This is a genomic window from Streptomyces sp. NPDC059785, assembly GCF_042732375.1.
In the GTDB taxonomy this organism is placed as follows: Bacteria; Actinomycetota; Actinomycetes; order Streptomycetales; family Streptomycetaceae; genus Streptomyces.
This window is the reverse complement of the sequence record NZ_JBHWHV010000065.1, coordinates 17,710-31,180: the sequence shown is the minus strand read 5'-3', so window position 1 is coordinate 31,180 and position 13,471 is coordinate 17,710. Positions and strand designations below refer to the sequence as shown.

14 protein-coding genes are annotated in these 13,471 nt (G+C 72.4%); 5 read left to right on the top strand and 9 right to left on the bottom strand.

Features of this window, described 5'->3' with window-relative positions:
* Positions 1–70: 70 nt before the first annotated feature.
* Positions 71–721, bottom strand: coding sequence for a hypothetical protein (locus ACFV6E_RS35260; protein WP_385467276.1), 651 nt, complete (start codon positions 719–721; stop codon positions 71–73).
* Between the two features lie 222 nt (positions 722–943).
* On the opposite strand from ACFV6E_RS35260, the gene ACFV6E_RS35255 reads away from it, so the two are divergent.
* Positions 944–1,594, top strand: coding sequence for a helix-turn-helix domain-containing protein (locus ACFV6E_RS35255; protein WP_385165451.1), 651 nt, complete (start codon positions 944–946; stop codon positions 1,592–1,594).
* 15 nt (positions 1,595–1,609) lie between these two features.
* Here ACFV6E_RS35255 and ACFV6E_RS35250 read toward each other — a convergent pair whose 3' ends face one another.
* Positions 1,610–2,602 carry an alpha/beta fold hydrolase gene (locus ACFV6E_RS35250; protein WP_385467306.1) on the bottom strand — a complete coding sequence of 331 codons (993 nt, stop codon included), beginning with the start codon at positions 2,600–2,602 and terminating at the stop codon, positions 1,610–1,612.
* Between the two features lie 265 nt (positions 2,603–2,867).
* Here ACFV6E_RS35250 and ACFV6E_RS35245 point away from each other — a divergent pair, with 265 nt between their 5' ends.
* Positions 2,868–3,098, top strand: a complete 231-nt coding sequence (locus tag ACFV6E_RS35245; RefSeq protein ID WP_385165457.1) for a hypothetical protein — start codon at positions 2,868–2,870, stop codon at positions 3,096–3,098.
* Positions 3,099–3,108: 10 nt separating this feature from the next.
* Here ACFV6E_RS35245 and ACFV6E_RS35240 read toward each other — a convergent pair whose 3' ends face one another.
* Both ACFV6E_RS35240 and ACFV6E_RS35235 read right to left on the bottom strand, forming a co-directional pair.
* Positions 3,109–3,816, bottom strand: coding sequence for a 4'-phosphopantetheinyl transferase (locus tag ACFV6E_RS35240; RefSeq protein ID WP_385165460.1), 708 nt, complete (start codon positions 3,814–3,816; stop codon positions 3,109–3,111).
* Complete coding sequence (locus ACFV6E_RS35235; RefSeq protein WP_385165463.1) at positions 3,764–4,672, bottom strand: metallophosphoesterase family protein; 909 nt, start codon at positions 4,670–4,672, stop codon at positions 3,764–3,766. The genes ACFV6E_RS35240 and ACFV6E_RS35235 overlap by 53 nt, the downstream gene beginning before the upstream one ends.
* 240 nt (positions 4,673–4,912) lie before the next feature.
* Between ACFV6E_RS35235 and ACFV6E_RS35230 the strand changes: the two genes are divergently transcribed.
* Positions 4,913–6,607, top strand: a complete 1,695-nt coding sequence (locus ACFV6E_RS35230) for a carbohydrate binding domain-containing protein (RefSeq protein WP_385467273.1) — start codon at positions 4,913–4,915, stop codon at positions 6,605–6,607.
* 16 nt (positions 6,608–6,623) lie between these two features.
* Here ACFV6E_RS35230 and ACFV6E_RS35225 read toward each other — a convergent pair whose 3' ends face one another.
* From ACFV6E_RS35225 to ACFV6E_RS35205, 5 genes are all read right to left on the bottom strand, one after another.
* On the bottom strand, positions 6,624–7,964 hold the full coding sequence (locus tag ACFV6E_RS35225) for a 6-phospho-beta-glucosidase (RefSeq protein ID WP_385467270.1): 1,341 nt from the start codon (positions 7,962–7,964) through the stop codon (positions 6,624–6,626).
* A 110-nt stretch (positions 7,965–8,074) separates the two neighbouring features.
* Complete coding sequence (locus tag ACFV6E_RS35220) at positions 8,075–8,530, bottom strand: MaoC family dehydratase (RefSeq protein WP_385165472.1); 456 nt, start codon at positions 8,528–8,530, stop codon at positions 8,075–8,077.
* Positions 8,527–10,059, bottom strand: a complete 1,533-nt coding sequence (locus ACFV6E_RS35215) for a long-chain fatty acid--CoA ligase (RefSeq protein ID WP_385467267.1) — start codon at positions 10,057–10,059, stop codon at positions 8,527–8,529. The genes ACFV6E_RS35220 and ACFV6E_RS35215 overlap by 4 nt, the downstream gene beginning before the upstream one ends.
* 8 nt (positions 10,060–10,067) lie before the next feature.
* Entirely contained in the window at positions 10,068–10,952 is an 885-nt protein-coding gene (locus ACFV6E_RS35210) for an amidohydrolase family protein (protein WP_385165476.1), read from the bottom strand.
* A gap of 5 nt (positions 10,953–10,957) precedes the next feature.
* Positions 10,958–11,875: an SDR family oxidoreductase gene (locus ACFV6E_RS35205; RefSeq protein ID WP_385165479.1), complete on the bottom strand. Its 918-nt coding sequence runs from the start codon at positions 11,873–11,875 to the stop codon at positions 10,958–10,960.
* A 312-nt stretch (positions 11,876–12,187) separates the two neighbouring features.
* On the opposite strand from ACFV6E_RS35205, the gene ACFV6E_RS35200 reads away from it, so the two are divergent.
* Together ACFV6E_RS35200 and ACFV6E_RS35195 are read left to right on the top strand one after the other, a co-directional pair.
* A complete protein-coding gene (locus ACFV6E_RS35200) occupies positions 12,188–12,613 on the top strand; it encodes a MarR family winged helix-turn-helix transcriptional regulator (protein ID WP_385165482.1) in 426 nt (141 codons plus the stop codon).
* A gap of 40 nt (positions 12,614–12,653) precedes the next feature.
* Positions 12,654–13,433 carry an IclR family transcriptional regulator gene (locus tag ACFV6E_RS35195; protein WP_385467264.1) on the top strand — a complete coding sequence of 260 codons (780 nt, stop codon included), beginning with the start codon at positions 12,654–12,656 and terminating at the stop codon, positions 13,431–13,433.
* Positions 13,434–13,471: the final 38 nt, after the last annotated feature.

Here is a 13,471-nt window from a genome sequence, read left to right as displayed (position 1 = left end):
GGTGGGTCGGGGCCGACCGTCGTGGACTCCGCGGCCAAAGCCCTCGTCCGCGCGGAGCGCGGGCGGCGGCTCAGACGATGCGCAGGTGCGGGGTGCCCGGTCTGGTGCGCAGGCGGCTGGGGGCGGCCGTGGGGCGGGGTTCGCGCAGGACCAGGGTCATGCGGGTGTAGCCCATGTTCTCCAGGGCCTTGGGGGTCTCGCGGATCACGCGGCAGTCCGTGCGGCCCCAGCGGGGGTCGGGGTGGAGTACGGGGCGTACCGCGCCGTCGTGTTCGACCGCGTCCTCGCCGACGGCTCTGATCCAGTGCGGCAGGCCCTGTCGGTAGGCGGCGTCCATGATCGGGTCCTGGGCGATGTCCCGGCGTATCGACTGGAGTCCGTGATCCTGGCCGTGGCGCTCCACGGCGGCCGCGAAGTGGGCCAGCATCGGCAGGGCCCAGCTCGACTCGTGTTCGCCGAGGACCCGGCCCGCGTCGGGGTGGAAGAGGACGAAGCGGAGGAAATTGTCGCCCGGCATGGCGGTCGGGTGGGGGCCGATGTCCTGGAAAAGTGACGTGAACGCGGCGTTCGACAGGACGACGTCCCAGCGGTGGTCGAACACGACCGAGGGGAACGCGAGCGCGTCGAGGAGTGCGGCGTAGTCCTGGAGATACGCCTGAGCCTCGAGACTCTCGGGGACGGGCCGCGGCTGCGACCGCTGCCCTCCTGCCTGGTACGCCATCGGGAGGTCACCCCTCTTGCCTATGCGGCCTTCACGCGGCTCCTTGATCCTCGTGCCCCGGGCGGAGCCATGTCAACTATCGTGGCATTTGGCGCCTGTTGACGGCCGGATCCCGCCACAGTTGTGGCGAGACCTGGCTGCGGGTTCGAGCAAGCGGCTACTCTCCCGGGTGATTCCCGAACATCATGTGAAAGACCTGAGAGAGATGTAGGAGATCTGTCGGTGACCGGAGGCTTCGGCGGTGCGGGCGCGGCGACGGCTGTGCTGCCTGCCGTCGTGGCACGGGTCACCGCGCTCGCCGACCGGCTCGGCGCCGAGCACGGCGAGGTCTTCGACGTCCGGCGGCTGTCGGCCGAGTCCGGTGTTCCGGAGGCCGTGGTCACCGCCCTGCTGGACGGGCGGCCCGCCGGGGAACCCGATCTGCAACAGCGCTTCCTTCAGCGGTTCGGGCTGTTGCGGCGCACCCGGCTCAAGCCCGGCGGACGCCGGTACACCCAGCAGGAGATCGCCGACGGCGCCGGGATGTCCCGGCAGCAGGCGGGGGCGCTGATCAACGGCGACCGGCGGCCCACCATGGAGCACTGCGACGCCATCCAGCGCTTCTTCCGCGTGCACGCCGGTTTCCTCACGGCCGAGGACCCGGAGGCTCTCGCGAGCGCTTTGCAGCGGACCGAGCAGGAGCTGCTGCACCGGCTCGCCGACCAGGAGCGCGCGGCGGCCCGTGCCGACGACCCGCTGGAGCGGCTGCTCCAGGACCACGGGGTGCGCGGTATCGCCTGGCGGGCCGCGCAGCTCCCCACCGACCAGCACCGGGACAAGGTCGCGGAGTGGCTGGACATGCTCCTGGAGAGCGTCAGGCGGCCCGAGGGGTGAGGGCGGGCGGCGCGTTCATGTCGCGCTGCGTTCGCTCGCTTCCCTGAGGTCCGGCGTGTGGTCCTGGGTGGTGGGGCCGCCCGCCCGCAGGAGCTCGCGCCAGTGCTCGGGGCTCCAGTCGGCCGGTGGCGTGGTTGCCGTGAACTCCTCGACGAGCGCGAGGAAGCGGGCCGGGTCGCGGTGGAAGGGGAAGTGGCCGGCGCCCTCGAAGATCTCGAGCCGGCTGCCCGGCATCGCCTCGTGCGCGCCGTACGCGTGCCGCACCGGGACCACGCCGTCGCGGTCGCCCCACAGCAGCATCGTCGGCATGCCCTCGGTGAGGTAGCAGCGGTCGAGCATCGTCACCGCCTGCCCGCGCCAGTCGACGACGGCGCGCAGCGTACGGACGAAGGCGCTGCGGGACGTCCGGTCGGGCAGCGCGTCCACGATGTTCAGCAGCTCCGCCGCGTCCTGCCCGAGGTCGGTGTCGAGCAGCCGCATCAGATGGCCGAAGAGCTCCACCTGCAACCGCATGCCCGGCAGCCGCAGCAGGGACAGCAGCAGGTGGGCGCCGGGCAGGGTGATCGCCCGCAGGACGGGGTTGACCTCGCGGCCGACGCCGCCCGCGCTGACCAGGATCAGCCGCTCGGTCCGCTCGGGGAACTGGTAGGCGAACTGCATCGCCACGCCGCCGCCCAGGGAGTGGCCGACGAGCGTCGCGGACTCGATGTCCAGCGTGGCCAGCAGGTCCCGTACCCCGTTCGCGTACGCGGCCACCGAGTAGTCGGCCCGCGGCCGGTCGGAGGCGCCGTGGCCGAGCAGGTCCGGCGCGATCACGGTGTGAGTGCGGGCGAGGTCGGGGATCAGTCCGGCCCAGGTGGCCGACGAGTCGCCGATGCCGTGGATCAGGACGAGCGGCGGGCCCTGGCCCGCGAGGCGGTAGGCGCGGCGGTAGCCGTGCACGACGCGGTGGCGCAGCCGGAGTTCTCCGTCGGCCACCGGGCGCAGCCGCGGGGTACGCCGGGGCAGCCAGGACGGTACGTCGGGGCACGGTGCGCCTCCCGTTCCGCCGGCCGCCGCCGAGACGGCCCCCGGCCTTCTCACTCCGCTTCCTTCCAGCGTAAAAGCCGTTTCTCACCGGGGATTTCGGTCAGGTTTCGGCTCCGTTGAGCGGGCGGCCGGGCGGGCGGTGGAGGGGCGATGTCAGTGGTGGGCGGCAAGCTGGTGTCGTGCCGGGCGCGTCCATGCGCCGGGTGCCGCTTGGATCAGTCGACGACCCGGGGAGAGCCGTCCGATGCAGACAGCCGTACTGACCGATCACGAACGCGCCGCCGTCCAGGCCTATCTGCGGCTCCTGCACACCGTCCGGGCCGCCTTCGACGGTCCGGCCGAGGGGCACGGGCCCGTGGTGGTGCCGCCCGCCGCGCTCGCGGAGGCGGAGCGGGCGCTGGCCGAGGCGGGACTCGCGGGGAACGAGGAGGCGTTCTTCCGGCTCCTCCATCATTGGTGCCCCGACCCGGGCTGACCGGCGCCGGTCAGCTCTTTTCCGGGGGTGCGCCGTGCTCCACCGTGACGGCGGTCGCGAGCAGGCCGCGCTGGACGGTCCAGCGGCCGTGGAAGGCGGCCACGCGCGCGCCGCCGACCAGCGGTCCCGGTACGAGGAGTTCGGCCCTGAAGCCGCCGGAGCCGACGCCCTCCCGTACGGCCGGGTCGGTGCGCAGGGCGATGTCCGCCTCGGAGAAGTCCAGCCACTGCCGGGTGAGCGGGAACCAGGCCTTGTAGACGGATTCCTTGGCGCTGAACAGCAGCCGGTCGAAGTGGATGCCAGGGGTGTCCGCCGTCAGCCGGCGCAGCCGCTCCCGTTCCGAGGGCAGGGCGATGGAGTCGAGGACGCCCTCGGGCAGCGGGGCGTGCGGTTCGGCGTCGATGCCGAGCGAGGCGAGGTCGGTGGCGGGGACGAGCGCGGCGGCGCAGTACGCGTCGCAGTGCGTCATGCTGCCGACCAGTCCCGCGGGCCACCGCGGGGCCCCGCGCTCGCCGGTGAGGACGGGCTGCGGCGGTACGCCGAGCTTCTCCATGGCCCGCCGGGCGCAGCCGCGCACGGCGGTGAACTCGCGCCGCCGTTTGGCCACGGCCCGCGTGATCAGCGCCTCTTCCTCCGGGTACAGCGCGGCCGGCCCGGTCCCGTCGTCACCGTGTGCCTCCACGGCCACGACCGACTCCGGGAGCAGCTCCTCGATCACCGGTTTTGACCTCCATCGGCAGAATGCGGCGCAGCGTTGCCGGTGGTCCCGGACGCCCCCGCCACTCACGGGGGTAGCCCACCGACACTTCTTCGAAGCGGACGCCCTCGTGCCAGGTGGTCCGCGGGATGTGCAGATGGCCGTAGACCATCGCCGCCACGCGGAATCTTCGGTGCCAGTCGGCGGTCAGCCGGGTGCCGCACCACATGGCGAACTCGGGGTAGCGCAGGATGTCCGTGGGGTGCCGGTCCAGCGGGTAGTGGTTGACCAGCACCGTGGGCAGTTCCCCGGGCAGTTCGGCGAGTCTGCGCTCGGTCTCGGCGACCCGGGCCCGGCACCAGGCATCCCGGCTCGGGTACGGGTCGGGGTGGAGCAGGAACTCGTCGGTGCAGACGACCCCGGTCGATTCGGCGTAGGCCAGTCCCTGGTGCTTGGTCACGCAGCCCTGCGGCAGGAACGAGTAGTCGTAGAGGAGGAAGAGGGGTGCGACGACGGCGGGTCCGCCGGGTCCCTCCCAGACGGGGTAGGGGTCCTCGGGGGTGAGGACGCCGAGTTCGCGGCAGAGGGCGACGAGGTGCTCGTAGCGGGCGGTGCCGCGCAGGGTGACGGGGTCCTTCGGGGGCGTCCACAGCTCGTGGTTGCCGGGTGCCCAGATCACCTTGCTGAAGCGTTCCGCGAGGGTGGCGAGCGCCCAGCGGATCTCGGCCACGGTCTCCGCGACGTCTCCCGCGACCAGCAGCCAGTCGTCGTCACAGGTGGGGCGCATCGCTTCGACCAGGGCGCGGTTCTCGGCGTATCCGATGTGCAGATCGCTGATGGCCAGCAGATGTCCCGGGCGGCCGGCCGTCGACTCCACTCCCGCTCCCCTCCCGTTCACGGCGCGCACTCGATCGGGAACACAAGAACACAGGTGCCCGTGCGACGACAAGGCGGCCCGGCGAAGCCCCCGGCGCTCCTGGTGTGCCCCGGCACTCCCCCGGCGGACTCCCCCGGACTGGTCCGGACCAATATGCGCACAGCTTCTTGACAGCCGGATTGGTCCACACCAACTTGGTTGCGCACCTCCCGAACACCCCCCATTCCTCAGGGAGATCGCGTGCGCGTCTCATCGCTCGGAAGACCCTTCACACGCTCCGGACGCCGGCTGCTCGCGCTGCTCGGCTCCGCCGCCCTGGCCCTGGCCGGGGCGGTCGCCTGGCCCGGCACGGCCCACGCGGCCAACGTCCTGTCCAACCCCGGCTTCGAGTCCGGGAGCCTGACGCCCTGGAGCTGTACGGGCTCCGCCGGCTCCGTCGTCTCCACTCCGGTGCACGGCGGCTCCAAGGCGCTCGCGGGCGCCGTCGGTTCCAGTGACATCGCCAAGTGCAGCCAGACCGTCGCGGTCCGGCCGAACACCGCGTACAGCCTGACCGGCTGGGTGCGCGGCAGTTACGTCTACCTGGGCGTCGACGGCGGCGCCTCGACGTGGACCACCTCGCCGACCGCGTACAGCAAGCTCACCGTGCCCTTCACCACCGGTGCCGCGCAGACCAGCGTCACGGTGTACACGCACGGCTGGTACGCGCAGGGCACCTACTACGCCGACGACATCAGCCTCGACGGGCCGGGCGGCGGGGGCTCCGACACCCAGGCGCCCACCGCTCCGACGAGCCTGCGCTCCACGGGCAAGACCTCGTCGAGCGTCTCGCTGGCCTGGAACGCGGCCACGGACGACACCGGCGTGAGCGCGTACGACGTCTACAGCGGCACCAATCAGGTGCTGACCGTGTCCGGTACGAGCGCGACGGTCAGCGGTCTCTCGCCGAGCACCGCCTACACCTTCACCGTGAAGGCCCGGGACGCCGCCGGGAACACCTCACCGGCCTCCAACTCCGTCGCCGTGACCACGGACGCGGGCAGCGGCGGCACCGGCTTCAAGCAGGCCGCGCCGTACCTCTACCTCGGCTGGGGCGATCCGCCGAGCGCCACCTCGGTGATGAGCGCGACCGGCGTCAAGTGGTACACCATGGCGTTCATGCTCGACCAGGGCGGCTGCAACCCGGCCTGGGACGGCAGCAGGCCGCTCACCGGCGGCACCGACCAGAGCGTCATCAACTCGATCCGGTCCGCGGGCGGTGACATCGTCCCGTCGTTCGGCGGCTGGTCCGGCAGCAAGCTCGGCGCCAACTGCTCCTCCGCCGCCGCGCTGGCCGGGGCGCTCCAGAAGGTGATCGACGCCTACGGCCTCAAAACGATCGACATGGACGTCGAGAACACCGACGAATTCGAGAACGCCACTGTGCAGGACCGCATCCTGACCGCCCTGAAGACCGTCAAGGCCAACAACCCGGGCCTGAAGACGATCGTCACCTTCGGGACGTCCACCACCGGTCCGACCTCCTGGGGCAACCGGCTCATCGAGCAGGCGAAGGCGCTGAACGCGGGCATCGACGTCTTCACGATCATGCCGTTCGACTTCGGCGGCGGCTCCGACATGTACGGCAACACGGTCAACGCGTCCGAGGGTCTGAAGACCAAGCTCAAGTCGGTCTTCGGCTGGGACGACGCGACGGCCTACGCGCACATGGGCATCTCCGGCATGAACGGGCTGAGCGACCAGCAGGAGAACACCACCCCGGCGATCTGGCAGCAGATCCGCGACTGGGCGAACGGGCACCACCTCGCCCGGCTCGCCTTCTGGTCGGTCAACCGCGACCGGCCCTGCCCGGGCGGCGGCGTGGTGAGCAACTGCTCCGGGATCAGCCAGAACACCTGGCAGTTCACGTCCATCACGGCCGGCTTCACCGGCTGACGTGCCCGGGGCTCGCTCACCCGCGCAGGTAGGCGAGCCCCGGGTGGACCGCCGTGTAGCCGTCGACCAGGCGGCGGGCGACGTTCACCGAGTCGACCAGCGGGTGCAGCGCGAACGCCTTGACGGCGGTGGAACGGGAGCCGGACTCCGCCGCTGCCAGCACCTCGCGCTCCACCGCCTTGACCGAGCGGACCAGGCCCGCGGCGTGGTCCGGCAGCGGGGCGGTGGCCACGGGGTGCGCGCCGCCCGCGTCGACCAGGCACGGCACCTCGATCACGGCGTCCGCGTCCAGCTCCGCGAGCGTGGAGCGGTTGCGGACGTTGAGGATCAGGGTCGCGCGCTCGTTGCGGGCGATGGCCCGCATCAGGGCGAGCGCGACGTTCTCGTAGCCGCCCGACAGGTCCTCGGCCTCGCGTTCGCCCGCGCCCGCCGCGTCCCGGTTCTCCGCCATGTACGTCGCCTCGCGCTCGGCGCGGGTGCGGTTCCAGGCGGCCAGCGCGGCGGTGTCCGGGTGCCGCGTCTCCTCGTAGAAGGCGGCCTGCTGGTCGCGCAGGAAGGCGCCGCGGGTACGCTCGGCCTCCTGGTAGGCGCGTACGGTCTCGCGGTTGTAGTAGTAGTAGTGCAGGTACTCGTTCGGCACCGCGCCCAGGGCCTGGATCCAGTCGGGCCCGAAGAGCCGGCCCTCCTCGAAGGAGCCGAGCAGCGCCGGGTCGGCGAGCAGCCGCGGGAGTTCGTCGCGGCCCGCGACGCGCAGTCCGCGTACCCAGCCGAGGTGGTTGAGTCCCACGTAGTCGATCCAGGCCGTGGCCGGGTCGGCGCCCAGCACCCGGGCGATCCGGCGGCCGAGGCCGACCGGGGAGTCGCAGATGCCGATCACCCGGTCGCCGAGGTGGCGGGACATGGCCTCGGTGACCAGGCCCGCCGGGTTGGTGAAGTTGATGACCCAGGCGTCGGGGGCGAGCCGGGCGACGCGCCGGGCGATGTCCACGGCGACCGGCACGGTGCGCAGTCCGTACGCGATGCCGCCCGCGCCGACGGTCTCCTGGCCGAGGACGCCCTCGGCGAGCGCGACCCGCTCGTCCTCGGCCCGGCCTTCGAGGCCGCCGACCCGGATCGCGGAGAAGACGAAGTCGGCGCCGCGCAGCGCCTCGTCCAGGTCGGTGGTGGCGGTCACCTCGGGCGCGTCCGGGTCGCCCGCGGCCTGTTCGGCGAGGACCCGGGCCACGGCGGAGAGCCGGTCAGCGGCCACGTCGTGCAGCGCGACCCGGGTGACGCGGCCTTCGCCCCGGTCCTTCAGGAGCGCCCCGTACACGAGCGGCACCCGGAATCCGCCGCCGCCCAGAATCGTCAGCTTCATACCGCTCCCGCCTCGCCTCGCCCTGTCGTGATCGACCGTCCTGCCATGATCACTCGTGCGGCCGGTCACGCCAAGGCGAATCGCGTCGGGCGCGGTCGGAGCGGGCGCGGTCAGGCGTAGAAGCGGGACAGGCTGCGCAGGACGGCGGCCGGTTTGGCGCCGCCCTCGATCTCGATCGTGCCGTCCACTGCGATCTGCACTCCGCCGGGTACGTCGTCGACCGAGGCGAGCCGGGCGGCGAGGCGGATGCGCGAGTCGGCCTTCACCGGGGCGGGGAAGCGCACTTTGTCGAGGCCGTAGTTGACCTTCGTGGCGACCCCCTCCACCTCCAGCAGGCCGGTGAAGAGCGGGATGAAGAGGGAGAGGGTCAGGTAGCCGTGCGCGATCGGGCCGCCGAAGGGTCCCTTCGCCGCCCGCTCGGGGTCGACGTGGATCCACTGGTGGTCGCCGGTCGCGTCGGCGAACGTGTCGATGCGCTCCTGCGTGACCTCGATCCACTCGCTGGTGCCGAGGTCGCCGCCGGCGAGCTTCTTCAGTTCGTCGATGCCGTTGACGGTGAGGGTCATGTGCCGTTCCTGTCCGATGAGTTCGGGGACGTGGTGCCGTAGCGGGTGCGGACGCGGGACTTGAGGAGCTTTCCGGAGGCGGTGCGCGGGAGCGCGTCCGCGACCACCACGGATTTGGGGATCTTGTACCTGGCGAGCCGTCCGGCCAGCGACGCGAGCAGGCCGTCCGGGTCGGGTTCCGCGCCGTCGCGCAGGACCACGACGGCGCGCGGCACCTCGCCCCACTTGTCGTCCGGGACGCCGATGACGGCGCACTCGACCACGTCGGGGTGGGCCAGGAGCAGGTCCTCGACCTCGGCCGGGTAGATGTTCTCGCCGCCGGAGATGATCATGTCCTTGATGCGGTCGACGATGAAGACGTAGCCGTCCTCGTCGACCCGGGCGGCGTCGCCGCTGCGGAACCAGCCGTCCGCGAACACGGCGGCCGTCTCCTCGGGCAGCCCCCAGTAGCCGGGCATGACGTGCGGCCCCCGGACGATCACCTCGCCGGTCTCGCCGGGCGCGGCGGGCGTCAGATCGGGCCGTACCACCCGTACGTCGCTGAAGAAGTGCGGCACGCCCGCCGAGCCCGCCTTGGCGACGGCGTGCTCGGCGTCCAGGAAGAGGGTGCCGGGCGCGGCCTCGGTCATGCCGTAGCCCTGGAGGAAGGTGAGGCCGCGCCGCTGGTACGCGGCGATGAGCGGGGTCGGTACGGGTGAGCCGCCGCAGGTGAGCAGCCTCAGCGAGGACAGGTCGGCGGCGGCCCAGCGGGGGTGGCGGGCCACCTGGTCGAACATGGTGGGCACGCCGAACATGAAGGTGATCCGGTGCCGTTCGACCAGGTCGAGGGTGCCGCCCGGGTCGAAGGACGCCGCCAGGACGCAGGTGCCGCCCTTGAGCAGCACCGGCAGGGTGAGCATGTTCAGGCCCGCGGTGTGGAAGAGCGGCGCGGAGACCAGGGCGCGTTCGTCGGCGGCCAGGTCGTGGTCGACGAGGACGTTGACGGCGTTCCAGATGAGATTGGCGTGCGTGAGCATGGCGCCCTTCGGGCGGCCCGTGGTTCCCGAGGTGTACATGATCAGGCAGGTGTCGTCGGCGGCGACGGTCTGATCGACCGGCTCGCCGTCCGCCGCGGCGATCAACTCCTCGTACTCCGCGCCGACTTCGATGTACGTACGGACGTCGGCGTGGCCCGGCAGGCCCGCGACGAGCGCGGCCGACGACGGTGCGTGGATCAGGGCCTTGGCGCCCGAGTCGCGCAGCTGGTAGGCGATCTCGGGTCCGGCGAGGCGGGGGTTGAGGGGAACGAAGACCGCGCCGAGGACGCCCGCCGCGAAGAGCGTCTCCAGGAACGCGGGGTGGTTGGGGCCAAGGAAGGCGACGCGGTCGCCGCGGCGGACGCCCAGGGCGCGCAGGGCGTGCGCGAGGCGGGTGGTGCGGGTGTGCAGTCCGGCGTAGGTGAGGCTCGTGTCCTCGTGGATCAGGGCGGTGCGGTGCGGGGTCTTGCGGGCCCGGCGGGCGGGCCACGACCCCAGTCCCTCGTTGCGCATGACCCTCCTTATGCCTGCGTCAGGCCGAGCAGACGGGCGGCGTTCTCCTTGAGGATCTTCGGGCGGACCTCGTCCTTGATCTCCAGCTTCGCGAAGTCCGCGAGCCAGCGGTCCGGGGTGAGCACCGGGTAGTCGGAGCCGAAGAGCACCTTGTCCTTGAGCAGGGTGTTGGCGTACTGGACGAGCTGCGGCGGGAAGTACTTGGGCGACCAGCCGGACAGGTCGATGTGCACGCCCGGCTTGTGGGTGGCGACGGCCAGGGCCTCGTCCTGCCAGGGGAAGGAGGGGTGCGCCAGGATGATCTTCAGATGCGGGAAGTCGGCGGCCACGTCGTCCACGTGCAGGGGGTTGGAGTACTTCAGCCGGATGCCGCCCCCGCCGGGCACCCCGGCGCCGATGCCCGTCTGGCCGGTGTGGAAGAGGGCGATGGCCCCGGTCTCCTCGATCACCTCGTACAGCGCGTACGCCACCGAGCGGTCGTTGGGGAAGAAGCCCTGGATGCTGGGGTGGAACTTGAAGCCCTTCACCCCGTACTCCTCGACCAGGCGGCGGGCCTGCCGCACGCCCGCCCGGCCGCGGAAGGGGTCGATGGAGGCGAAGGGGATCAGTACGTCCGGGTTGGCGGCGGCGGCCTCGGCGACCTCTTCGTTGGGCACGGGCGCGGTGCCGGTCGCGGACTCGGCATCGACCGTGAAGATCACGGCGGCCATCTTCCGCTCGCGGTAGTAGGCGGCCGTCTCCTCCAGGGTCGGCTTCCGTTTGCCCGCCACCTTGAAGTAGGCGCTGGAGGCGGCGTGCAGTTCCTCGCCGAGGGACGAGTGGCCCCTCGAGGAGACCTCGGCGTGGGTGTGCACGTCGATCGCGACGAGGTCCTCGACGTTGAGGGACGTCATGGCGCTCACGCCTCCGGGAGCTTCGGGGCGGGGATGCCGACGGTCTGCGGCTCGGCGCCGAGGGAGGCGGGCCAGACGTCGGCGAGGGCGTCCGGGGTCCAGCCGCCGTCCGCGTAGGCCGCCCTGATCTCCTGCGGGTGCGACCAGAGAACCACCTTGTCGCCGCCGATGCCGATGGCCTGTCCGGTGATCTCCCGGGCGGCGTCGGAGGCGAGGAAGGGCACCAGGGCCGCGCAGTCCTCCGGCGTGCCGAAGCCCTCGCCCCTGCGCAGGAACCCGGGCAGCGGCTCGCCCCGCTTCATGCCCTCGACGTACGGGGCGAAGGCGGGGATGGTCTCGGTCATCGCGGTGGCGGCCACCGGCACGATGGCGTTCACGGTGATGTTCGCGCGGGCCAGCTCCATCGACCAGGTACGGGCCATGGCGGCGATGCCCGCCTTCGCGGCGGCGTAGTTGGTCTGGCCGAAGTTGCCGCGCTGGCCCGCCGGGGAGCCGACCAGGATCAGGCTGCCGCCCTCGCCCTGCTCGCGCATCCGTACGGCGGCGGCGCGGGCGCAGGTGAAGGTGCCCTTGAGGTGGGTGGTGACCACGGCGTCGAAGTCGTCGTCGGTCATCTTCCACAGGACCTTGTCGCGCAGGATGCCCGCGTTGGTCACCAGAACGTCCAGCCGCCCGAACTCCGTGACGGCACGCCGGACCAGCCGGTCGGCGGCCTCGGCGGTGCCGACGGCGACGGCCTCGGCAACGGCGCTGCCGCCCGCCTCGGTGATGTCCTTGACGGCCTGTCCGGCCACGGTCTCGTCGAGATCGTTGACGACGACGGAGGCGCCCGCGGCGGCCAGGGCGTGTGCGTAGGCGAGGCCGAGGCCGCGGCCGCTGCCGGTGACCACGGCGACCTTGCCGGTGAGATCGATGCTGGGCACGGGGAAATGTCCCTTCGGGAGGAGAGCGCGCTTCGGGCGGAGTACGGGGTACGGGCGCGGGGGCCGGGGAACGGGCCGGCCGCCGCCGTCGGGGCGGGACGACCGTCGCGAGATCGAAGCTAGGGACAATAATTGTCGCCGTCAATAGTTGTTGCCGACCGGGCCGTGCGCCATGCTGGACCCTGTACGCACCTCCGCCCCCGCCCGGGGGCCCTGCCCAGGGAGCCCGCCATCGCCCGCCAGCCGCACGCCGCCACCGACACCGGGAGCGCAGCCCCGATCGACGCTCCGATCGACGCTCAGGAACCGTGGATGCGGGGACTGCACGCGGACACCGGCTACCTGCTGTACCGGCTCGGCCTGCGCTCCGGACAGGTCTTCAACACGTTTCTCCAGGAATCCGGGCTGAGGCTGCGCCACTACGCGCTGCTGCGCTTCCTCGCCGGCTCGCAGGGCGCGCTGCAACGGGAGCTGAGCACACGGCTCGGCTACGACCCCAGCGCGATCGTCGGCCTGGTCGACGACCTGGAACGGCTCGGGTTCGCCGAACGCCGCCCCTCCCCCGACGACCGCCGCAGCCGGATCGTGGTCCTCACCGGGGACGGCCGGGCGTTCCTGCGCGACACCGACGAGGCGGGGCTGCGGGTGACCAACGACCTGCTCGCGCCGCTGACCGGAGCCGAGCGGGAGACGCTGCACACGCTGCTGCGACGCGTCGCCGAGGCCGAGCTCGGCTGACGCCGCGCCGACTACCGCCGATGACCACCGACGACCGCCGATGACCGCCGATGCCGTCCCGCCGGCGTCCGCGCGCTCCGCGCCGGGCCGGCTCCTCGCCGTGCTCGCCGCCTTCGACCACGCCCATCCGGCGCTCTCCCTGACGGACATCAGCCGCCGCGCCGGGCTCGCGCTCAGCACGACGCACCGGCTCGTGGGCGCCCTCACCCGGTGGGGCGCCCTGGAACGCGACGAGTCCGGCGTCTACCACGTGGGGCTGCGGCTGTGGGAACTCGCCGCCCTCGCACCCCGCGGACTGGGCCTGCGCCAGGTCGCGCTGCCGTACCTCGAGGACCTGTACGAGGCCACGCACCAGAACGTCGCGCTCGCGGTGCGGGACGGCACCGAGGTCGTCTACATCGAGTGGATCGCCGGCCGCTCCTCGGTCGGCGTCCGCATCCGGGTGGGCGCCCGCTGGCCCCTGCACGCGACGGGCGTCGGCCTCGCCCTGCTCGCCCACGGCGCCCCGGACTTCCAGGACGCCTATGCGGCGGCCCCGCTCGCCGCCTTCACCGCGCACACGCTCACCGATCCGGTACGGCTGCGCCGGGCGCTCGCCGAAGTACGGCGCACCGGCGTGGCGGTGAGCGACCGTCAGGTCACCGACGACGCCTTGTCGGTGGCGGCACCGGTGCGCGACGGGGACGGCAAGGTGACCGCGGCCGTGTCAGTGGTGGTACCGCATGACAACGCCCAAGTACCGGTACTGATCCCGGCGGTGCGCCTGGCGGGCCGGGGCATGTCGCGGGCGCTGGGGTGGCGACCGGGAGCGCCCGCATAGGGGCGCGGGGAACTACGCGACCAGCCACAACGGCGCCG

What these genes read in the sequence shown, in the direction of transcription:
- ACFV6E_RS35260 (WP_385467276.1), bottom strand. Translation starts at nt 721, where the DNA reads ATGGCGTACCAGGCAGGAGGGCAGCGGTCGCAGCCGCGGCCCGTCCCC.
- ACFV6E_RS35245 (WP_385165457.1), top strand. Translation starts at nt 2,868, where the DNA reads ATGCAGACAGCCGTACTGACCGATCACGAACGCGCCGCCGTCCAGGCC.
- ACFV6E_RS35225 (WP_385467270.1), bottom strand. Translation starts at nt 7,964, where the DNA reads ATGAAGCTGACGATTCTGGGCGGCGGCGGATTCCGGGTGCCGCTCGTG.
- ACFV6E_RS35220 (WP_385165472.1), bottom strand. Translation starts at nt 8,530, where the DNA reads ATGACCCTCACCGTCAACGGCATCGACGAACTGAAGAAGCTCGCCGGC.
- ACFV6E_RS35215 (WP_385467267.1), bottom strand. Translation starts at nt 10,059, where the DNA reads ATGCGCAACGAGGGACTGGGGTCGTGGCCCGCCCGCCGGGCCCGCAAG.
- ACFV6E_RS35210 (WP_385165476.1), bottom strand. Translation starts at nt 10,952, where the DNA reads ATGACGTCCCTCAACGTCGAGGACCTCGTCGCGATCGACGTGCACACC.
- ACFV6E_RS35200 (WP_385165482.1), top strand. Translation starts at nt 12,188, where the DNA reads ATGCGGGGACTGCACGCGGACACCGGCTACCTGCTGTACCGGCTCGGC.
- ACFV6E_RS35195 (WP_385467264.1), top strand. Translation starts at nt 12,654, where the DNA reads ATGACCGCCGATGCCGTCCCGCCGGCGTCCGCGCGCTCCGCGCCGGGC.